This is a genomic window from bacterium (genome assembly GCA_037147175.1).
GTDB lineage: Bacteria > Cyanobacteriota > Vampirovibrionia > Gastranaerophilales > UBA9971 > UBA9971.
This window is the reverse complement of the sequence record JBAWVS010000030.1, coordinates 1-21,399: the sequence shown is the minus strand read 5'-3', so window position 1 is coordinate 21,399 and position 21,399 is coordinate 1. Positions and strand designations below refer to the sequence as shown.

Annotated in this window: 18 protein-coding genes and 1 tRNA gene; 7 read left to right on the top strand and 12 right to left on the bottom strand. The window is 33.5% G+C overall.

All coding sequences use genetic code 11. The annotated features are described in order from the left end of the window. Nucleotides 1–89 precede the first annotated feature (89 nt). Both groES and groL read left to right on the top strand, forming a co-directional pair. Nucleotides 90–389 (top strand): co-chaperone GroES, encoded by a 300-nt coding sequence (groES, locus tag WCG23_08265; GenBank protein MEI8389864.1) that lies wholly within the window; start codon nt 90–92, stop codon nt 387–389. 35 nt (nt 390–424) lie between these two features. Then, nucleotides 425–2,074, top strand: a complete 1,650-nt coding sequence (gene groL / locus WCG23_08260) for a chaperonin GroEL (GenBank protein ID MEI8389863.1) — start codon at nt 425–427, stop codon at nt 2,072–2,074. A gap of 85 nt (nt 2,075–2,159) precedes the next feature. On the opposite strand, the gene WCG23_08255 is transcribed toward groL, so the two are convergent. The 3 genes from WCG23_08255 to WCG23_08245 form a co-directional block, all read right to left on the bottom strand. After that, the gene (locus WCG23_08255) at nt 2,160–3,224 is read right to left on the bottom strand and encodes a hypothetical protein (protein MEI8389862.1); all 1,065 of its coding nucleotides are present in this window, start codon (nt 3,222–3,224) and stop codon (nt 2,160–2,162) included. Nucleotides 3,225–3,481: 257 nt separating this feature from the next. Further along, complete coding sequence (gene hemW / locus WCG23_08250; GenBank protein ID MEI8389861.1) at nt 3,482–4,627, bottom strand: radical SAM family heme chaperone HemW; 1,146 nt, start codon at nt 4,625–4,627, stop codon at nt 3,482–3,484. Next, entirely contained in the window at nt 4,596–4,763 is a 168-nt protein-coding gene (locus tag WCG23_08245) for a hypothetical protein (protein MEI8389860.1), read from the bottom strand. The genes hemW and WCG23_08245 overlap by 32 nt, the downstream gene beginning before the upstream one ends. Nucleotides 4,764–4,887: 124 nt before the next feature. Here WCG23_08245 and WCG23_08240 point away from each other — a divergent pair, with 124 nt between their 5' ends. Beyond that, the gene (locus WCG23_08240) at nt 4,888–5,976 is read left to right on the top strand and encodes an SIS domain-containing protein (protein ID MEI8389859.1); all 1,089 of its coding nucleotides are present in this window, start codon (nt 4,888–4,890) and stop codon (nt 5,974–5,976) included. Nucleotides 5,977–6,041: 65 nt separating this feature from the next. On the opposite strand, the gene WCG23_08235 is transcribed toward WCG23_08240, so the two are convergent. The 4 genes from WCG23_08235 to WCG23_08220 all read right to left on the bottom strand — a co-directional run bounded on the left by WCG23_08235 (nt 6,042) and on the right by WCG23_08220 (nt 11,798). Continuing rightward, a complete protein-coding gene (locus WCG23_08235; GenBank protein MEI8389858.1) occupies nt 6,042–6,728 on the bottom strand; it encodes a PilZ domain-containing protein in 687 nt (228 codons plus the stop codon). An 84-nt stretch (nt 6,729–6,812) separates the two neighbouring features. Further along, nucleotides 6,813–7,001 carry a ribbon-helix-helix domain-containing protein gene (locus WCG23_08230; protein ID MEI8389857.1) on the bottom strand — a complete coding sequence of 63 codons (189 nt, stop codon included), beginning with the start codon at nt 6,999–7,001 and terminating at the stop codon, nt 6,813–6,815. A gap of 115 nt (nt 7,002–7,116) precedes the next feature. Further along, a complete protein-coding gene (locus WCG23_08225) occupies nt 7,117–7,800 on the bottom strand; it encodes a PD-(D/E)XK nuclease family protein (protein ID MEI8389856.1) in 684 nt (227 codons plus the stop codon). Continuing rightward, complete coding sequence (locus tag WCG23_08220; GenBank protein ID MEI8389855.1) at nt 7,797–11,798, bottom strand: UvrD-helicase domain-containing protein; 4,002 nt, start codon at nt 11,796–11,798, stop codon at nt 7,797–7,799. Before WCG23_08220 ends, WCG23_08225 begins: the two co-directional genes overlap by 4 nt. 205 nt (nt 11,799–12,003) lie before the next feature. Here WCG23_08220 and WCG23_08215 point away from each other — a divergent pair, with 205 nt between their 5' ends. After that, on the top strand, nt 12,004–12,426 hold the full coding sequence (locus tag WCG23_08215) for a hypothetical protein (GenBank protein MEI8389854.1): 423 nt from the start codon (nt 12,004–12,006) through the stop codon (nt 12,424–12,426). A gap of 23 nt (nt 12,427–12,449) precedes the next feature. On the opposite strand, the gene rsmI is transcribed toward WCG23_08215, so the two are convergent. Next, the gene (gene rsmI, locus WCG23_08210; GenBank protein MEI8389853.1) at nt 12,450–13,280 is read right to left on the bottom strand and encodes a 16S rRNA (cytidine(1402)-2'-O)-methyltransferase; all 831 of its coding nucleotides are present in this window, start codon (nt 13,278–13,280) and stop codon (nt 12,450–12,452) included. Between the two features lie 291 nt (nt 13,281–13,571). On the opposite strand from rsmI, the gene WCG23_08205 reads away from it, so the two are divergent. Together WCG23_08205 and WCG23_08200 are read left to right on the top strand one after the other, a co-directional pair. Continuing rightward, a complete protein-coding gene (locus WCG23_08205) occupies nt 13,572–14,429 on the top strand; it encodes a flagellin (protein MEI8389852.1) in 858 nt (285 codons plus the stop codon). A 422-nt stretch (nt 14,430–14,851) separates the two neighbouring features. After that, a complete protein-coding gene (locus WCG23_08200; protein MEI8389851.1) occupies nt 14,852–16,759 on the top strand; it encodes a hypothetical protein in 1,908 nt (635 codons plus the stop codon). A 4-nt stretch (nt 16,760–16,763) separates the two neighbouring features. Here the strand turns inward: WCG23_08200 and pheA are convergent, their stop codons facing one another. The 4 genes from pheA to nadB form a co-directional block, all read right to left on the bottom strand. Then, on the bottom strand, nt 16,764–17,627 hold the full coding sequence (gene pheA, locus WCG23_08195; GenBank protein MEI8389850.1) for a prephenate dehydratase: 864 nt from the start codon (nt 17,625–17,627) through the stop codon (nt 16,764–16,766). Nucleotides 17,628–17,721: 94 nt separating this feature from the next. Further along, nucleotides 17,722–18,291: a hypothetical protein gene (locus WCG23_08190; protein ID MEI8389849.1), complete on the bottom strand. Its 570-nt coding sequence runs from the start codon at nt 18,289–18,291 to the stop codon at nt 17,722–17,724. A gap of 51 nt (nt 18,292–18,342) precedes the next feature. Continuing rightward, nucleotides 18,343–19,170 (bottom strand): carboxylating nicotinate-nucleotide diphosphorylase, encoded by an 828-nt coding sequence (gene nadC / locus WCG23_08185; protein ID MEI8389848.1) that lies wholly within the window; start codon nt 19,168–19,170, stop codon nt 18,343–18,345. A 12-nt stretch (nt 19,171–19,182) separates the two neighbouring features. Continuing rightward, nucleotides 19,183–20,817 carry an L-aspartate oxidase gene (gene nadB / locus WCG23_08180; GenBank protein MEI8389847.1) on the bottom strand — a complete coding sequence of 545 codons (1,635 nt, stop codon included), beginning with the start codon at nt 20,815–20,817 and terminating at the stop codon, nt 19,183–19,185. 196 nt (nt 20,818–21,013) lie between these two features. Between nadB and WCG23_08175 the strand changes: the two genes are divergently transcribed. Continuing rightward, nucleotides 21,014–21,085: transfer RNA gene (locus tag WCG23_08175), tRNA-Gln, on the top strand. Nucleotides 21,086–21,399 lie beyond the last annotated feature (314 nt).

The window sequence follows — 21,399 nt, the reverse complement described above, 5'->3', positions numbered from 1 at the left end:
ATTATTAATGTATAAAAATCATGTTTTAGGTATCATTGTAAATCTAAATAGAAAAAGTAAATAAAGTTTTATACTGGAGGAATTTAAAAATGGTAAGTGAATTAAAAATCAGACCACTTGGAGACAAGATACTAATTAAAGTTCTTGAAGAAACACAAACAACAACAGGCGGAATCATTCTTCCTGATTCAGCTAGAGAAAAACCTCAAAAAGGCTCTGTTGTAGCTGTAGGAACAGGAAGAACCCTCGATAACGGAAACAAAGAACCAATGGATGTTAAAGTTGGAGAAACCGTTCTTTTCGCTAAATACGGCGGATCTGACCTTAAATTTGAAGGAACAGAATACAAAATTCTTTCTATCAGAGACATTTTAGGAATCATTGAGTAAATAAGTAGTAATCAAAATCAAAAAGGAGTTATAAAATGGCAAAAAGAATAGCATTTAATGAAGATGCCCGCAAAGCTTTAGTTGTTGGCGTTGATGCTGTTGCTGACGCAGTAAAAGTTACATTAGGACCAAAAGGACGTAACGTTGTAATTGATAAAAAATTCGGCGCACCGCAAATCGTAAACGATGGCGTGACAATCGCTAAAGAAATTGATCTTCCTGATAACCTTGAAAATTTAGGCGCTCAACTGGTAAAAGAAGTTGCCAGCAAAACAAATGACGTAGCCGGCGACGGTACAACAACCGCTGCTGTATTGGCTCAATCAATTGTTAGAGAAGGCTTAAAAAACGTAACAGCAGGCGCTAATCCTATCGGAATCAAAAGAGGAATCGCTAAAGCTGTTGCAATAGCTGTTGAAGAAATTAAAAAAAGCGCTAAAAAAATTGAATCAAAAGAATCAATTGCTCAAGTTGCGACAATTTCAGCAGGCAACGATGATTTCATCGGCGGATTAATTGCTGATGCAATGGATAGAGTTGGTAATGAAGGCGTTATCACAGTTGAAGAATCAAAAACAATAGGAACAGAACTTAAAGTTGTAGAAGGCATGCAGTTTGATAAAGGTTATATAAGCCCTTACTTCGTAACTGACGCTGAAAGAATGGAAGCTGTTCTTGATGATGTATTTGTACTTTGCGTAAACAAAAAAATCAATATAGTGTCCGATCTCGTTCCTGTTCTTGAACAAGTTGCAAGAGAAGGCAGAGGAATTTTAATTATTGCTGAAGATGTTGAAGGCGAAGCTCTCGCAACTCTTGTTGTTAATACAATGAGAAAAGTATTAAGAGCTGTTGCAGTAAAAGCTCCTGGATTTGGCGACAGAAGAAAAGAAATGCTTCAAGATATCGCTATTTTGACAGGCGGCGAACTCTTCACAGAAGAACTAGGGCTTAAATTAGAAAACGTAACTGTTCAAATGATGGGTAAAGCTAGAAGAGTTACTGTTTCTAAAGATAAAACAACTATTGTTGTCGGTGATGACACAAAACAAACTGTTGCTGACAGGGTAAAACTAATCAAACGTCAAATTGAAGAATCTGACAGCGATTATGATAAAGAAAAATTACAGGAAAGACTTGCTAAATTGGCAGGCGGAGTTGCTGTAATCGAAGTGGGCGCAGCTACAGAAACCGAGCTTAAAGACAAAAAACTCAGAATCGAAGATGCTCTTAATGCTACAAGAGCTGCTATCGAAGAAGGTATTGTTGCAGGCGGCGGTGTTACACTGATTAAAGTTCAAAAAGTTCTCGCCGAAAAAGTTGCAAATTGCACAGATTATTCACAGGACGAAAAAACTGGTGCTGAAATTCTTACAAGAGCGCTTGTTGCTCCTTTAAAACAAATCGCTATAAATGCAGGACAAAGCGGCGAAGTTGTTGTTGAAGAAGTAAAAAAACTTGGCGGCGACATGGGTTATGACGCTCAAAACGACAAATATGTCGATATGGTTAAAGCCGGTATCGTTGACCCTGCAAAAGTAACAAGAAGCGCACTTGAAAATGCGGCTTCAATAGCTTCAATGTTGCTTACAACAGAAGCTGCTATTGTTGATTTACCTGAAGAAAAATCAGGAATGGGCGGCGGAATGCCCGGTATGGGTGGCATGGGCGGAATGGATTACTAAACTGCCTTATCCAAAACTTAATAATAAAAATAAAAAAGAGTCGGCTATGCCGGCTCTTTAGATTTAAGAGGTATGTGAGGAGATATTATTTACTGATTCCTAAATTTTTATAAAGTTCACTATAAAGGTCTTCACGGTAATTGCTTTGAATTGTTTGTTTTTTGCCGTTAGGGCTGGTTATCACTGCGGTAAAGGCTTGTGAAGTGCTTCCTGCATTATATATTCTTCTTGCTCCGTCAGCCATCATTGGAACGCCTACCCATGCACCAAATCCTGTTCCGCATATTAATGCTCCGGCAAATGCTTCTAGCGCTCCTACGATTCCTGTTCCAGCCCCGCCTCTATTCCCTAAGGCGGCTGCTGCAAGACCTTCCTTGCTTTTATCTTGTGTGATTTCTACAGTTGTGCCGTCAGCTAAAATTTTAACTGTTCTGACAATCTGAGATTCGGGTATATTTTCTGTTGCTGTTTGAGCACCTGAAATATTAGGATCTTGTTGGAATTTATCACGGGTAAGCGTGCGGGTTGTTTTTAAATGATTATAAAGTGCATTTTTTTGTGCTTTAGTTAAGTTTTCGTCTTTTGCTTCTTTTTCGGCTGTTTTACTTTCTTCAATTTCTTCTGCTGAATATGTTTTAATCTTTGTTTTAAGCTTGTTTAGTTCGTCTATATATTGATCAGGTGTTATTTTTCCTTCTTGAAGGTCTTTGTTAAGTCTTTGACGTAATACAGCGATATCAGTATCACCCGAGGCTGAATCCGTATCGGCATTTGCAGCTTTAGTTGCTGCTCCGTTATTTAAAGCGTATACAGGTGGAAACCCTTCTGTAATGTTGTAAAGACTTAACCCATCAAGAGACATCGCTGAATTATCTGCTATAGCCGCAGTTAAATTGCCAAAATTATTATTTACAGTGAAATCACCAATACTATTATTAGTAATATTAGCAGTAGGATTATAATTTATTCTTTCATAATTATTACCGCCAAAACTAATGCCATTATTTTCAGCTTGTATATTACTTTGAAATAATTCTAAAGGTTCTGAAACTATTGGATTACGGGTATAAACAGGTAAAAATCCCGGTTCTTGATTATGAACCCCATAATTGGGCAAATATCTCAAGTTTAAACATAAATCATTTCCCATACCAATTCCTCCTTAGTGCCCTTTCTTGGTTAATTTAGTGATTCTAAAATATTAAATATATCGTTCCCTTATATTTATATAAACAAATTAAATCTATCAGAATTGCTATTTTTATAAAAACAATGGCGGGTTTTTGTAAATAAAAATTTTTTTATGTTTTGAATATTTTTTTAATAAATATTTTTGATTAACGAAGTATATATTTCAAAGCTTTTATATATTAAGTTTTGTAAAGTGTCATTTTAAGAAATTTAATATTATGCCAAAAAATCTGCCAAAATCGAATTGCTCAATAATATTCCATGCTTTGTAAGTTTCAAATTTTTGCTGCTGTCGTAGGTCATAAAACCATAATCAATATATTTTTCTATGATTTTTGAATATTTTTGATAAATATCAATTCCATAATTAAGCTTAAATTCTTTTGTATTAATTCCCTCTGTAAGCCTCAATCCGAGAAAGACAGCTTCTTCGATTTTTTCAGGCGCGGAAATCTGATTTTCAAAAGCCGATTTCGTGGGGTCTTTCAAATACTCTTCGAGATTTTCTGTATTAGAATATCTGGTATCGTCTAAATAGCCATGCGCACTTAAACCAAGTGCAAAATATTTTTTATTTTTCCAATAGCAAAGATTGTGTCGGGATTCAAAGCCCTTTTTAGAAAAATTGCTTATTTCGTAATGATTAAAACCGTTATTTTCGAGAATATCTATAGTTTTTAGATAGATTTGACTTTGTACTTCATCATCGGGAAGATTTTTCGGCAAATGACGGGAAAACTCTGTTCCTTCTTCTATTTTTAGGCCATAGGTTGAAATATGGTTTATCCCCAGACTTAAAGCCTTATTTAATGTTGTTTCCCAACCTTCAATAGTTTGTTCAGGCAGTCCGTATATTAAATCTATACTTATATTTGCAAAACCTGCTTTTTTAGCCGTTTTTACAGTTTCTATAGCCTCTTGAGAGCTATGAATTCTGTTTATAGACTTTAGAATTTTATCATCAAAACTCTGAACACCTATGCTTAATCGGTTTATTCCTATATCCCTGATTTCTTTAAGATAATTTATATTTACAGTACCCGGATTAATTTCCATAGTTATTTCAGCATCTAAAGAAATACAGGTTAATTCTGATAAAAGCCCGAAGATGTCCTTATAAAAGCGAGTATCAACAACAGAGGGAGTTCCGCCGCCTATATAAATCGTTTCCAGCCCAATAGCACCTTGTCTGCCTAAACAAAATTTCATTTCTGCCTTTAAAGCAGCAAAATAAGATGCTATAAATTCATTTTTTCCCGAAAAAGAAATGAAATTACAGTAATGGCATTTGCCTGCGCAAAAAGGTATGTGAATATATAAATTTTTTGGTTTATTTGCTGGATTTAACCATGATTTCGGCATATTGATAAGCTACTTTTGGTTTTGAAAGTGAAAATTCCGTGTTACTGACATTTTCCTTTAAATCCCTGTAATCTTCAATAGCTACTGACGCATTTGACTTAAAAAATTCTTGAAAAAAACAATTTTTTTTCTGCATAAAATTTTTCCTTAATTGCTTCCCTATTTATATAAACACTTTAAATATGAAAATATTGCCTTTTTTAAGAATTTTTTTGAAAAATTTGTTATTATGAAATAAATAGTTTTAAAAGGGGATTTAAATGCTGAGTGACATTAAGGACGAACCGGAAATTTTTAAAAAATTAGCACAATTCTACCTCCCTAAAGGAAAACCTGTTGAAAACATCAAAATTAATCTTGAAAAAATTTCCAAAATTTACATTGTAGCAAGCGGATCTTCAAGAAATGCAGGAAACATAACCAGATATTTTATAGAATCAGCGGCACAAATTCCCGTAACAGTCGAGCATGCCAGTGAATTTGCAACGAGAAATCCTGTTTTATCTTCTGATAACCTTGTAATATTTGTTTCTCAGTCAGGAGAAACATCTGATGTCCTTTCTGCTCTTCATGTTGCAAAAACAAAAGGAGCTTATACTTTTGCAGTAACCAATAACGAAACTTCTACAATACATAACTCGGCAGACTCAGCTGTGTTTATTTATGCAGGAAAGGAAACAAGCATTCCTGCAACAAAATCGTTTGCTTCACAACTTGTATGTCTCTATATAATAGGAATTTACCTTGCAGAAAAAAATAAAACCGCTTCTGCCGGTCAAATAGAATCTTACAAACAAAAAATCCATCAATTGCCTGAAAAAATAGAAAAATTGATTTTAAATACGAAAGAAATTGATAAAATCGCAGAAAAACTGCACAATAAAAAAAGTCTAATCATTCTGGGAAGAGGACAAAACTTCGGTCTGGCTGAAGAATGCGCTCTTAAAATAAAAGAAACCTGCTATATAAATACGGGCGGCTATCCGACAGGGGAATTTCTCCATGGACATCTGGCAATGCTGGATGAAAACTCCACTGTGATCTCAATAATAACTAAATGCGGATTGCAAGATGAAGCAAATTATACACTCTCTACCGGTAATACAATGCAATTAATTAAAAAAAGAGATGCTGATGTTGTTATAGTAAAAGATTTTGCTGATAGCTATATAGAATCAAAACTTTCAGAATTTAAAGCAGAATATCTTAATATTTCTAAGTTTGATGAAGACTTTTCACCTGTTTATTCCGCAGTTGTTTTGCATTTGTTGGCATACAAAATGGCGGAACTTCTTGGAAATGACGTAAATAACCCGAGAAGCCTGAGCAAAACCGTTTCAAACGAATAATTTAGTATTTATAATTAAAATCTATAATTGATAATAAAAATGTAATTCCAAGCAAAATTGTCATTTTATTTGTGATCCTCAAAGTTTTTATTTCTTTCAACATTGTCTATCTGGTATCTGAAACAGGTTTTTACTAACTTAATAGTGTCTTCTTCAGATATACCTGCATAAGACAGGGCCGTAAGATAAGATTTTTCGTTATTTAGCTTTATTTTTTTAGAATAAATATGGTCACATCTGACAGAAATTGGCTCTTTTTCATAATCAAGATGAATTTTACAATGCACATCATAATAATTATCAAGAGGCACATCAGAAACGTAGCATAAACCGCTTCCGCTGATATTTCGTGTCAGAGCATTAAAAGTTTCCATCTTAAGGTAGGTATTATCAAGATATTTAATTATCTCGACTTTTATATTAAGCGGAACTCTTATAAATTCTCTTCGTTCGGTAAACTGGCTGTTACAAGGAAAACTTATTCTTAATCCCGACATGCTGTCCAATTGTTTATTTATTACATTCGAAACAGCCGAAAAAGTTCCTTTCGCCGTTTTAAATATAATATTAATTTCTTTTCCATCAGGAAGATTATGAGCCAGATTGTGCTTTTCGGGAGGTGAAATAAGCAGATGGTCATCATGAACTCTTTTTATATAAGCGTTAAGACAGTGATAATTGTCATCATCGTCGATATATTCAAGCTCTAATGGAGCTAATTCCTTTATAAAATCGTATATATCCAGCATCATTACCTCTATTTAACTCTCATTGCAAGACTTGAAAAGATTATTGAACTCCAGCATTTTGTTTGGAAAAGTAATATAATAATTTGCCTAATCGAGCATTGATTCAAGAACTTTTGCTCTGTTTTCAACGTTTTCAACATTAACTATGTTGCTTTTTCTTATATAACCTCTTAAAGCTTCTCTTATAAGTTCGCTTCTTGTGCGTTGTTCTGAGGCTGCAATATTATCAATTTTTTCAAGAAATTCGGTCGGCATTGATATAAGCACTTTTGCCATAATATCTCTCTCCTTTTATTTATTATTAATAGATTAATACAAAAAAGTAATTTTAACCCTCTCAAGTATATATTATAGCATTATGTTTTATATTTGCCATTTTTTAAAAAAATATTCACTTATTTTCACAAAGCCTTTTATAAAGGCAAAATTTATCAAAACAATTTTCTGCAACATCAAATTCAACAGTACTCTCTATTTTTTTTATAATATTTAAAAATTTTTTCTCGTATTCAAACAATTTTTCTTCAGAAAAACTTATTTCTATTTTTTGTACAGACTCCGGAGTTATCTCAAAGTAATTAAAAACAAGGTCTTTTGGCTCAAAATCAAGCCCTAAATCCTTTCTGCTTTGATAAAGCGCATAAAGATAAATTTTGTGCTGAAAATAAGTATCGATTTTTTTAGGGACGACTTCGCCGGTTTTCCAGTCAGCTATAATGTAGTTGCCGGTTTCTTCGTCAAAAAATATAGCGTCAATTCTTCCTATAAGCCAGTATGGAGTATTTTTAAGGTTTGTATTAAAGCCCCATTCTGTTTTTATTACTTTTTTGTTTAATATAGGGTGGTTTTTTATGGAATTCCAGCGGTCAATAATCTTGTTATCTGCATTCTTCAATAGATGCCTTGTTTCAAAACCTCTTAAGTGATAATCTATAAGTGCATGAATTGATTTTCCAAGTTCGTAATCCTGATGAAATTCGGGGTATTTAAGCTCTTTTATATACTTAAAATAATATTTTTTTCGACAAATTTGCCATGTATTAAAGCGGTCATGATTCAGAAGATTATTTTTCATTTCACAATCCTTGTATGCTGTTCTATAAAGTATTCTAAAATTTTTGAAGGCCTGTATTCTTTTGTTTTATACCAATTATTTTTGGCTTTTTCATTTCCGCTCATATAAAGATAATGTCTGGCTCTTGTAATCCCGACATAAATAAGCCTTAGATGTTCATGAACCTGCTCAAGTTTTATTTCTTCAACACTTTTATGGAGTTTTTTAATCTGTTTTATTTGATTGATAAGATGCCCGCTCTTTCCAATATCAACTACTTCAGGATTTACAGGGTAACTGAATTTAACTTCCTGCATTTCAGGCATAAACACAGTATCAAACTCCAGTCCTTTTGCTTTATGGGCTGTCATAATCTGCACAAATTCATATTTGTCATCATCTTTTTCAATTTCATTAAAGAATTTTACGCCGCTAAGCGACTTTTTCTTTCCTAAATCATCTAAATAATTTAAAATTTCAGGCAAATTAACAGTTTTATTTTCTTCGTTATCTGTGTCATATCGCCTGAACCTGCTGACCAAAAGGCTTATTATCCTTGCATTTGACTTGTCAATAACACTATCAAAATATTCAGCACCGAGCCTTGCAATTATTTCTTCCGGCGGTAAGTTTGATTTATCGAGCCATTTTAAGATTTCATCCTGAAATTTTCCTGCGTTCCCGAGCGGCAGTTCGTTTTTTGCAAAACAAATAAATGGTGAGCCTGCTTTGTCAAAAAAATGAAGCGAATCAAACTGATGTTCCAAAATATTTGATTTTACAAATTCTTCGTAAAGATTTTTGACAAATTTGTTATTCCACGGGTTATTCAAGACTTCAAGAAAAGCTTTTACAAACCTGAAGACTTTTTTCTGGGCGACAGACTCGGAATAACAAATATATGGTATATTATTAGATTCCAAAAACTGTGCCCATTCTATAACTGCATTATTTGTTCTCAACAAAATCCCTATCGTGAATTTATAAGCGCTTTTTTTAAGTTTTTCGATTTCTTTTAATATTTTCGCTTTTTCTTCTTCAGGGGTTTCATAGATTTTAAAGTTTAAACATTCTTTTGTTTCAGGATTTTTTCCTTCTACCGCATGCATTTTTAGAGGAATAAAAGCATCTTTTAACAATTCCTGCTTCATCGCCCAATCAATTAAAGAGTTTGCAAGTTCAAAGATTTCATTTGAGCATCTTTGAGAGTGATCCATTTCCACGAGCATATTTGTGGTTTTAATAAATTCAACAAACCCGCTTACGTCAGAATTGGAAAAACTGGAGGTAATTGCCTGATTAGGGTCGCCACACCTGATTAAGTTTCCTCTTTTTTCACTGATTAGCCCGAATAATTGCTGTTGAACAGAAGAAGAATCCTGTGCTTCATCTTCTATAATATATTTAAACTTTTCTTGATAATGATTTTTGATTTCAGTATTGTTTTTTAATAGTTTAACGCTGTAAATCAGCAAATCATCAAAATCTATCATGCTTCTTTCTTTTAATATTCTTTGATATTCCGCATATACAGGATAAAATTCAAACAATTCATTATAAAGTTCGATATCTTTGTTTGATAAATACTTTCCAATCTCCTCCGGTGAAATTCCCAGAAACTTTGCTTGCGAAATTGCGTTCGGGTAATCATAGCTGAAAGAATTAAACTTATAATCATTATCTGTAATTAATTTATCGTAAATTTCTTTCATTATTTTAAATTTTAAGGTGTCATCGCAAATATCAAAATCAGAATCAAGTCCTATTTGAGTATGATTATCTCCCTGCTTTATTATACCTAATCCCAGACCATGAATAGTACTGATGTGAGGAAATTTTACAAGATCAGGGCAGGAAGTTTTTATTCTCTCACGGATATTTCTAGCCGCAGAATCCATATAAGTAAGCACAAGAATTTCTTCAGGATTAATCCCGTCTTTAATCATCTTTATTATCAAGGCTTCCAGTATCTTTGTCTTTCCGGCTCCAGGCACAGCAGAAATAGCCATTTTGCCCGACTTATAATCAAGAACGGCAGCCTGATCTTTGCGGGGAGTAAATTCAAATTTTATCTTTGTTAGTTCTTTTTTCTCTGTGATAAAGCTTTCTATTCCGCCGTTGTTTTCAGAGCCGGAAACATCCAGCTGGCTTGCATAGCATAAAATTTTACCGTCACATAAAGAAACAAGCTTTCTTAAACAATAAGCAGCCTTTTCCATAGTGAGTTTCTGGTGAATCTGCGGGGTGTATTTTCCATCCTGCCAATCTTTATGAAAAACCCATGCATTATAAAGCGGTCCTGTGTCGTCTTTTGTCCAATGAATGCTTGAAACATCCAACCATATCTGGATTTTTGATTCAATTTCCAGATCAATGACTTTTTGCGGTGTTGCGATTTTTATACAATTTTTCTTCAATTCCGGCGCGGAAGAAGGATTATCAGAAACAATCGTGTCTTTCATTAAAATCAGCCAGTCTTTTTCAGAAAAGATTTTGTTTTGAGTAGTCTTCAACAGCTTTTCAAAACCCAGAAGCGACTCTACCATTCGGTTAAAGGCTTCTATATTGTTATTTTCATTAATATTCGGAAGAACAAGCTCAGAAAAAATCTTTTCCACCTGCCCTGAAAGAGATATTTTTTCTTCTCTTAAGTTTTTTATCAAATTAATCAAATTATTTAATCGTTCTGTACACTTGCTTAAAAGGTCATTGTCATTCCGTTCAAGCTTGCCTGTTTCTGTGTATTTTTCAAGAATTTCTTCGCATAAAATTGTAGAAATTCCCAACATGCCGGTCAACAAGGATCTTATTTCAAAAGTTTTTGGCTTAAATCGCCATTCTTCGTTGATTAACTGGAGAATTATAAGCGTACCAAAGACTAGAGGGTCATCAAAAATCTTCTTTGAACCTGTCAAAAACTGATAATCTATATTTTTTCTCTCAAAAAACTCTTCTAAAGCGTGTTTTAAAGCTGCATCCATTGAAGGTGCAACAAGAACAATATCATCAGGAGAAAATTTTTCATTATTTACCATAACTTCTATTCTGGCAAAAACCTGCTCCAACATTTCTACATGCCGTATAGAATTTTCAATAAGAGCTATATTATTCAAATTCGGCGTTTTATTATTTATAATTGCCTGAAATAATTCCTGCGCATCCGGATATGAAGGCTTTTTTGACTTTAAATTAATTATTTCAGAAGGATTTAAGGCTTTTATTTCTTCATAACCCGAAGTATTTGCGCATAAATACCCTCTTCGTGAACTCCCTTGCGGGTCTGCGGCTATAAAAAAATCTTTAACTTCCGCAATAATCTTTTTTATAAAGTAGTGGGCGGAATAAGTCATTTCATCAAAGTCATCAACCAGAAGATATTTTATTTTACCGAAATTTATTTTGTTATTATCAAGCAGATAAAGAAAAGTAGGCACCTGTTTTAAATTATAAAAAGTTCTATAGCGATTAGTAAGAATATTAACCAGTTTAAGTACATCCTGAGCCTGCTCCCCCATTTGCTCACCTAGCAGCTTAGATTTATCAATGATTTCCTGACTGTCAAGACAATTATTTGTTATAAGTGTATGCCGCCTCAAAATCTGATGCTTAAGGTTTTTATGAGATTGATAATCTCTCAGGCTCTCTTCAAGGCTTTCTCTCTTATTTATTTCTTTTATAGCCTTTTTAATCAAAAGTTCTGCCGCTTCCAACTCGCAAAGATTTGGTATTATTTCTCTTTTCCCGATATTTTCAGGGATTAATCCTTCCACAAGCGACCAATTTGACTTAATAGAATGATAAACTATCCCGTTAAAAGTAAAAACAGGCAGCTCTCCAAAACCGTTAATTTGAAATTCTGCCAGTTTTTCTCTGATTTTATCCGAAAAAATCTTTTTTTTGTAGCTATTTTGAGTGATAACAAGAATTTCGGATGTCAAAACTCCTGATTTAATAAGCTCAACAAACTTTTCAACCAGAAATGACGATTTCCCCGATTTTAATGGTCCTTCTATATACATGAATGCCGCAAATGTTATTAATAATGTTCTTATTATTGGGAAAAAGTAAATTTTATTCCAGATTAATTTTTGTAAACAAGCGTTAAATTTATTTTTTTTAGGAAAGACAATGGTTTTGTCTCTATTTGTTTTATCTTGCTGTCAATTTTTTTTAAGTTTGGTTTTTAATAATATGAAGGGATTTTAAGGGAAATAAGGCTAAAAGATGGCAGGAATCAATTTAATATCAAATACACAACCCGTTAAGAAAAATAATGACAACTTTCTTTCAACAAAAGTGCTTGCAACATTTGCTGTTGCCGGCGGAATATCAAACGGGATTAATGATTTATACCAACAGGGGAAAACATTAATCAAGCCGAGCACCAAACAGCCAATGATAGACCATATCAGAAATATTATTAACAGTTCATCAGCTGATAAAATTAAACTACTTGATGATTATCTCAGAAAAATTCAGTTCGAAGATTTTAATGCAAGATTTCAAAAAAACAAAATAAATATAAATTGGAAAGCAGTTGGAATTAAAGCAGCTAAAAGTGCAATAGGCTGGGGTGTCTTTTTTCTTGCGTGGGATGGAATAATACGTTTAATTAAAGAAAAGAAAGGCTCTGCTAAAAAAAATTAATTATTTTTTTGTTTCGCTAAAAGTTATACGGATTCTGAATTTAACACCAAATTGTAGACTTCTTTTTTGGGAAAGCCCGTAAGTAAAGAAATAATTTTACTTATTTCTTTAGTTGAATAGCCTTCTTTTTTAAGAATTTTAATTTTTTTGATTATTTCCTGTTCGTCAGCAGTTTTTTCCTCTTTTTGACCTTCAATAACTAAAGTTATTTCGCCTTTAAGGGGCTTATGCGTATAATATTCAATGATATTGCTAATTTTATCTCTTTTTATTTCTTCATAAATTTTAGAAAGCTCTCTGGCAATCATAACGTTTCTGTCGCCTAAAATCACTGAAATTTCTTTTAGTGAAGCAATCAGCCTATTCGGAGATTCAAAAGCAACTATATTTATTTCAGAGTATTTAGACAGAATTTTTTCTTTTTCGTTTAAAGTTCTTGGTAAAAATCCTAAAAACACAAAACTTCCCTCAGAAGTCAGACCCGAAGACAAAGCAGTTATTACAGAGCTTGCACCCGGAAGAGGAATTATTTTTATATCATTTAAATAAGCATCTTTAATCAGCTCAGATCCCGGATCGCTAATTAAAGGAGTTCCTGCATCAGAAACAAGGGCTATGTTTTTTCCTTCTTTAAGCTGGTTTATTAAATAACAGCTTTTTTCTTTTTCGCTAAATTTATGATAACTGATTGTTTGAGTTTTAATTTCGTAATGATTAAGCAGCTTTTGAGTAATTCTTGTATCTTCACAAGCTATAACATCAACTTCTTTTAGTATCCTGATTGCTCTTAAAGTAATATCTTCAAGATTTCCTATAGGAGTCGGGCAGATGTAAAGTGTTCCATTTTTAGCCATATGAGCCTTTTTTAGTTTTTTAAAATTACAAACATAATGTTTAAAATTATATCACAAGCTTCTTTTTTATTAAGAAAAGTAAATAAAATATAAAAGCATGAATTAGATTAAAGTAAATTGGGAACAAGTGTAATAAGGATACTTTAGTTGGAGAAACCTATAACTAATAGACAATATATAATATGTTAAAAAAACCATATTATAAGATTAACTGATTTTGGGTATACCAAACAATAGAAGCGCTTCAAATTATATCAGGGATGTGTTAGTTCAGATAAGGAGAATCTGTGTATGAGTATTGTTGTCAATACAAACGTTAACTCTATTTTAGTTCAAAGAAGTTTATCATCAGCAACAGGTGAAATTGGAAAATCACTTCAAAGATTATCAACAGGCAGCAGAATCAACAAAGCTGCAGACGATGCTGCAGGCTTAACAATTTCCGAAAGCTTGAGATCACAGGCAAGAGGCTCTCAGGTAGCTTCTCAAAACGCGCAAACAGGCGTTAACCTCTTACAAACGGCAGAAGGCGATCTCGGTATTATTCAAGACAACCTTCAAAGAATAAGAGATCTTTCTGTTCAAGCGTCAAACGATACAAACGGAACAAGTGAAAGAACAGCAATTCAATCAGAAGTTAAACAGCGTTTAGATGAAATTACAAGACTTGCAAAAGGATCTAAATTCAATTCCATTAATTTATTAGACGGAAGTAAAACAAAACTTAACTTCCAAATCGGTGCAAATTCAGGATCTACTACAAACGCTATTGACGTTGCAAGCAGTGCTAACGGCACAAGCCCTCTTAGTGACGCTACCGCATCAGGATTGGGTATCAGTATTACAACAGATCAAACACTTGCGACTGCTTCAGCAGCATCTGCTTACATTGATACAATTGACAAAGCAATTTCTGATGTATCCTCAAGAAGATCAACAATCGGTTCGATACAAAACAGGTTAGATTCAGCTATTCAAAGCTTATCAGTTAAGTATGAAAACATGTCAGCATCCGAATCAAGAATCAGAGACGTAGATGTTGCAAAAGAAGCTGCTTCTTTAACAAAAAACCAGATACTGCAACAGGCTTCCGCTACATTGTTAGCTCAAGCTAATCAAGCACCTCAAGTTGCATTATCTCTTATCTAAAATAAAATCCTTAAAAGTTAGACTGTTAACAATCCAAAGAGGTCGGAAATTCCGTCCTCTTTGGTCTTTTTATGTTTTTATGCCCTAAATTTCTGTTATTTCCTTAAAATAAATAACTCGAATTGCCAGTTAACGTGAATTGCCGGATAGTCGAAATCCACATGAATATTGGTATTGTCATTCTGAGGGCTTTAGTCCGAAGAATCTGTCCAAAAAAGCATTTAAGCTTAAAACCCAAAAAGGACAGATGTTTCGCTTTGCTCAACATGACAATAAAAAAAATTAATTGGCAATTTCGAGTTAAATAGAAAAAAATTAACATAAATTTATATAAATACGGTTTTTTCATAAAAAAAAGCAATTTCTTTCCCAAAGTTGTTTTTAATTAATTAAGGACTATTTATGGGAAAGATTTTGGTAAGATGACAGATTTAAATACAAATACATATTTATATAATCAGCCTTATCCTCAAAACCAACCCGGTTATGGAGATAACAAAACAGGGCTGCCAATAAGCTATGATGACAAAAGGTTAGACCCTGTAAAAAAAGACATTAATAATAACCTTTTAGTATCTACGGCAAAAGGGTTTATAGGTGAGCCTGTTAATATAGCAATCGGGGCTGTTCCTGCTTTAGCTATAGATAGATTGCTTAAACGTCTTCCTGCCGGAGAAAATTTTAAAAATTCACCTCTGGGCAAGCTAATTGATCTTATTGATAATTCTGTAGAAAAATTGCCTAAATTTGAAGGACTTAAAAAAGCTTATAATAATTTACCTGAAACAAATTTTATAAAACAACTGATAACGGCTAAACCTGCAACACCACGCTGGGCAAAAGGACAGCTTGTTCATGGCAGAACTCAAATATTAACTGATATGCTGGATGAAGCTATTGAAATCACAAAACCTGATACAACGGCTTCTAGAAATATTTTAAAAACACTAACTAACGATAAAACAGCTGTTAGAGAAGCTGTTAAGTTAGCAGGAAAAAATAAATCCGAAGAGTTTATAAGACTTTTTGAATTAGTTAAAAAGCCTGAGCAAGCAGGTTTTATTGATAAATTTTTTAAATTTATTGGACAACATCCTAGCAAAAGACTTCTTAAAGAAGCTATAAAAATTAAAGAAGCCCCTCCAAAAATTATAGAAAAAATTAAACATTCTCTGGAAAATCCTGAAGCTGCAGAAAAATTTCTGAAAAGGTTTGAAGAAAAAGCTGCAAATGATCCTCAATTCGCTGCAAAGTTTTTTAAACGTTATGAAAAAATGATTAATCCTAATGAATTTAGAGAAGCCGCCCAAAGCGTTAAAAATGGTGGGAAACTTTATGATGTAGCTTATAAATACGCTGAAAAACTGGCAGGAGCGAATTCTTCCGCTAAATTCAAAATGCTTAAAAACAGCGCAGAATTTTATACAAAAGAGCATTCTGCAATTTCAAAAGCAATAATGTCCCTTTATAACAATATGACCACATTCCTTAGATTTGATATAGGAAAACTTAAACTAAATCCCTCCAGCGCAATGAAATTGGGCGGCGCTGCGTTTATGTTTTTCATTGCAGCTAATTTGCTGGGAAAAATTGTCAAAGATACCTGGGATGCACCAAAAAAAGAAAAAGTCAGCACTCTTGCCCACGGTGTTATCTCTGACCTTGGAAGTTGGCTGATGTGGATGCCTTTAGGAACATTCATGTTTAAAGGTATCGGCAGCCTGAAAAACCTTAAAGGAACAAATTTAATAAGCAAAGCAATTAAAGCACCTTTCAGGTGGGCCGGTGATTTAATGGGAACAGGGCTTTATCCTAAAAAAGCAACAACACTTCTAAGAAAAATATTTAACCCGATTAAAGGCTTTTTCGGCGGAATTGGCAGATTTGGCTTATTTATGTTTGCGTTAACTCCTCTTACGGATAAGATTTTAAGATTTATATCCCACAGTATTTTTGGCAAACCTAATGCTCTTCTTGCAAAAGAAAAAGCCGAAGAAGAAAAAGGTAACACAGAAAATACAGAAAACTCAAGCACCGAAGCTTTGAAGAAAGCTCTTGCACAAAATAAAGCCGGAATGATTACTGTTGCAGCAAAAAACCAAATAAAACAACCAATCAATACCAATCCTATAGAAGAAAACCCCCTAAAACAAGATAAAAAACCTGATTTACCTCAAGAAGCCGTTACAAAACAGCAATATATCCCTTCAGACACAGCTACAGGTAAAATTCAACAAGAAAAGCTTGAAAAGAAAGCAAAAGTTGATGATGCGCTGGCTAAAGCTGATAGCGTAATTAAAAATGCAGAAAATACGCTTGGCTCTGTATAAAGGCTCAGGAAGACAAAGAATTTTTAGGATACGAACCTAAAAACCTGTAAAAATTCATAAACGGAGCAATTTTACCTATAGTTTTCTGCACTTCAGGATCATCAATATGTCCTTCAAAATCAATAAAGAAGGTGTAATCTCCGAAAACTTTTTTTGAAGGCCTTGATTCAATGTAAGAAAGATTCAAATTATTTTCCTTAAACACAGCAAGGATATCAACAAGAGAACCTGGTTGATTACACGCGGAAAAAGCGATGGAAGTTTTATCATTTCCTGTTCTCGCAGGAACTTTTGAGCCGAGCGAAACAAAGCGTGTTAAATTATCTTTTTCATCGTTAATTTTTTTTGCGATTACTTTTAATCCATAAATTTCTGCCGCTTTGAAAGTTCCTATAGCTGCATAATTTTCAGGAAGATCTACAAGCTGCCTTACGGCTTCTGAGGTGCTTGTCGCAGAAATTTTTGCTACACTGTCTTTTAAATTAGCGTCTATAAAATACCGGCACTGAGCAATTGCTTCCGGCTTGGAAATAATTTTATCAATTTTTGAAGCATTTTCAGACTTACTTATCAAACAATGCGAAATAGGAACAACAATTTCGCCGGTAATCATAACTCTTGAAGTCGTTCTGGCAAGATTATCCAGTGTTTCTCTGACTATACCTTCAATAGAATTTTCAATCGGGACAACGCCTATATTTCCTTTGTTATTATCAACAGCTTCTATAACCTGTAATATTGAAGATTTCAACGTTTTATTAAAATCTTTATAATTCGAATCGGCAATTAAACTTTCAGCAGCAATTTCTGTATATGAACCTGCAGGTCCAAGGTATATAACGTTTTGAATTTGTGTATTTTTTGTCAATTATAGCCTCTCTCAAAGTTATTTTCGATTTTTTAAGTGGTGAAATCGAGTAATAATAAGATTTTATAGAAAACAAAAATTCTGAATAAAATTTTTAAACAGAAAGTTTTGCTTTTAGGGTTAATAAATAATCAGAATAGGAATGCTCGGCTTTCTTGCACAATCTGTAAAGCTGTTCCTGAAAAGAACTATAATTAAAATTCTGGTCATTCTTTAAGTCAGGGTACAATCTATACACTTCAGGAATATGAATTTCGAAAAAATGTTCGTCAAGAAATTTTAATAAATCAGCTAAAGTAACACAAAAATCTTGAGCTAACTCCTTAAGCAGATTATTTGAATAATTATTTTCTTTCTGCTCAAAATAATTACAAAAATCTTTTATTTTTTCATATTTTGATTTATGAAAAGTCTCATTTATGGATAATTCAATCAAAAATTCTTTAAAAAAAGCTTCTGTTATTATCAAATCTGAATTTACAAAAACGTTTTTATCTTTTTCTTTTTTTCTTTCATTTGGATTTAAAAATCTTATATTTTTTTTACAAAAAAACGACTGCAAGATTAATAATGCAACTACATAACGCCATATATTAATGTTTTTCCAGATTTTCCGCACAAAAAATTCCGGCAAAACAGTAAAAATATTAGATAAATCGAACAAAATTAATCTCCCCAAAGTAAACTCTATTTAAGATTGTATTATATTTTCAGCTTATACATCAAGTCCTATATCAAGAATTCCTGCTTTTGCAGTAATTGCACTGGTAGAAATATAATCTACTCCTGACGATGCTATTAAATTTATTGTTTCTAAATTAATAGTCCCGCTTGCTTCTGTTATAGACCTCCCATTAACAAATTCCACCCCTTTTTTCATTTCTTCGACAGACATATTATCAAACATAATAATATCCGCGCCCGAATCAACAGCTTCTATAATTTGAGCAAAATTTTCTGTTTCTACTTCAATTTTTATTGTGTGCGGAACGTTTTGTTTTGCGGTTTTAACGGCCTCTTTTATGCTTCCTGCTGCTTTTATATGATTATCTTTAATCATTACCGCATCATACAATCCGAATCTATGAGGAAACCCTCCGCCTGCCTTAACCGAATACTTCTCAAAAATCCTGAAATTCGGGCAGCTTTTTCTTGTATCAGAAATTTTTGCTTTATATGGTTTTATAGCTTCCTGAAACTGATTTGTCTTTGTGGCAATCGCACTCATTCTCTGAATAAAATTCAAAGCAACTCTTTCTCCTGTGAGAATAGCTCGTGCTTTGCCTTTTACAACAGCTATATCCTGCCCTTTAACTATTTTATCCCCGTCATTTAAAATAGAAGTAAATTCAATATTTTCATCAAGCATTTTGAAGATACTTTTTACAACTGGCAAACCTGCTAAAACGCCTTCTTCTCTGGAATTAAATTTTGCTTCAATGATTTTGTCAGAACTGATAAAAGAATTCGTGGTTAAATCCCCATGTCCTATATCTTCTTTGAGAGCCTGTCTTACAAGGTCATAAACAACAAAATTATCCAGAGAAATCATTAATTAGCATCCTTTTTGACTTTGATTACAACACTTCATTGTTACTTCATACATTTCTTTAGAAATATAACTATGATAAGCATTTTGTGAAGTTTCAGTATAATCTTCTCTAAAGTGCGCTCCCCTGCTTTCTTTTCTTGCTATTGCAGATTTAACTATCAACCCTGCCACTGTTAAAAGACTTCTGAATTCGTATTCGTCAATATTTCTGCATTTATATTCCTGATTAAACTCGAGCTTTAACTCATTAATCTCTTTTAAAGCCTGTGTAAGAGCTTTTTCGTTCCTCACAATTCCTGCATTATTCCACATTGTTTCTTTAAGTTTTTTCGTAAAAACTGAAATATCAGGCTTATAATCAAAAAATTGTTTTTCATACTGTGAAATAAGACAATTTATTTTGCAATCATGCGTCAACTCAATCTCAAGAGTTTGCTCCGAAAGTTGTTTTACCATTTCTCCGGCCACAACAACACATTCGAGTAACGAATTGCTTGCAAGCCTGTTTGCTCCGTGAAAAGAAGAACAACTTGCTTCCCCAACAGCAAAAAGCCCCGGAATTGAAGTTTTTCCGCCCATTGATATTTTAATTCCACCCATTAGGTAATGAGCCGCAGGCGAAACAGGGATAGGGTTCTCCAGAATATCAATATTGTTCTCTTTGCAAACTCTTATAATATTCGGAAATCTTTCAATAAGCTTTTCTTTCGGGATATAAGAAGTATCAAGAAGTACATTAGAATAGCCTTTTTCTTGCATTTCAAAGAAAATTGCACGGGTTACAACATCTCGAGGCGCTAAATCTCCTCTTTTATCGTAATTTTGAGTAAAAAATTCTCCGTCAGCGTTTTTAAGCCTTGCACCTTCTCCCCTTACAGACTCGGAAATCAAAAACCTCGAACCGTTTTCTTCAACATTTAATGCTGTAGGGTGGAACTGAACAAACTCCATGTCCTGCATAACAGCTCTTGCCCTGTAAGCAAGAGAAATCCCGTCACCGGTTGCTATTTCGGGATTTGTTGTATTACTGTAAACCTGCCCCGCGCCGCCGGTTGCAATAACAACAACAGAAGAGTAAACAATTTCATATTCACCGTTTTTTGAATTATACAGTATGACACCGCGGCATTTTTTATCAGAATCAATTAAAAGGTCTACAGCCTGTGTTCCCTGATAAATCGTTATATTTTGGGTATTTTCTGCTTTGTCGGAAAGTGCAAGCTCAATGCTCTTTCCTGTGGCATCGCCACCGGAATGCAAAATTCTATTTACACTGTGAGCGGCTTCAAGCGTTAATTCGATTTTATTTTCTTTATTTTTATCAAACTCAACACCGTATTTTATCAAATCATCTATGGCTTCCCAACTCTTTTCGGAAATAAACCTCGCCACTTCTAAATCCGTAAGACCTGCTCCCGCATCAACCGTATCCTGAACATGAAGATCAACAGAATCCTTTAAATTCTCGGGCAAAATCCCTACAATTCCACCCTGTGCGTAGCGGGAATTACTTTCTCTAAGATTTGCTTTTGTAACAAGAAGAATTTCTTTATCCGTTTTTTCAGAGAGTTTTATTGCAGAATACAATCCTGCAATTCCGCTTCCTATTATTACAACTGATTTAGTAGAAAATTTCATTTTAATTTCTTCTTTTATTAGGTTTATTAAGTTAGAAGTATACTTTAAAAATCAAGAAATTCAAGAGTTCCAACCCGATAAGGTTTTGTGTAATATATCATACATAATATTTTTTTTAAAAAATTAATGTTGAAGACCCTTGACAGAAAAGCCTCGGGTCTAATAGAATATAATAAAGCCATCAATCAAATATTGTTGGGGCGTCGCCAAGTGGTAAGGCACCGGTTTTTGGTACCGGCATCCGTAGGTTCGAATCCTCCCGCCCCAGTATCTTAGTCCATAGAAAGAGAACAAGTTTCTTTTATTACAAAAAACCCCACTGTTAGCGGGGTTTTTTGTTGCGATTTCGATAAAGAGAATTGAGTTGGGAGAATTTGTGGCTGATTTTATGGAGAATTTAAGCAAAATTCTCTGTCTGCGTTTTTCGTGGTGACTTTTCAAATTGCAATAGCCTTCTTTGTTCCTCCCAATCTAAAGTTCTGATTTTGAATAATTTTCCAACTGTCAAATCCCTTGGCTGGGTTCCGTTTATATCATGCCCCGATGTCCAGTCAGAATTTTTTTAAGTTACTATCCTATGCA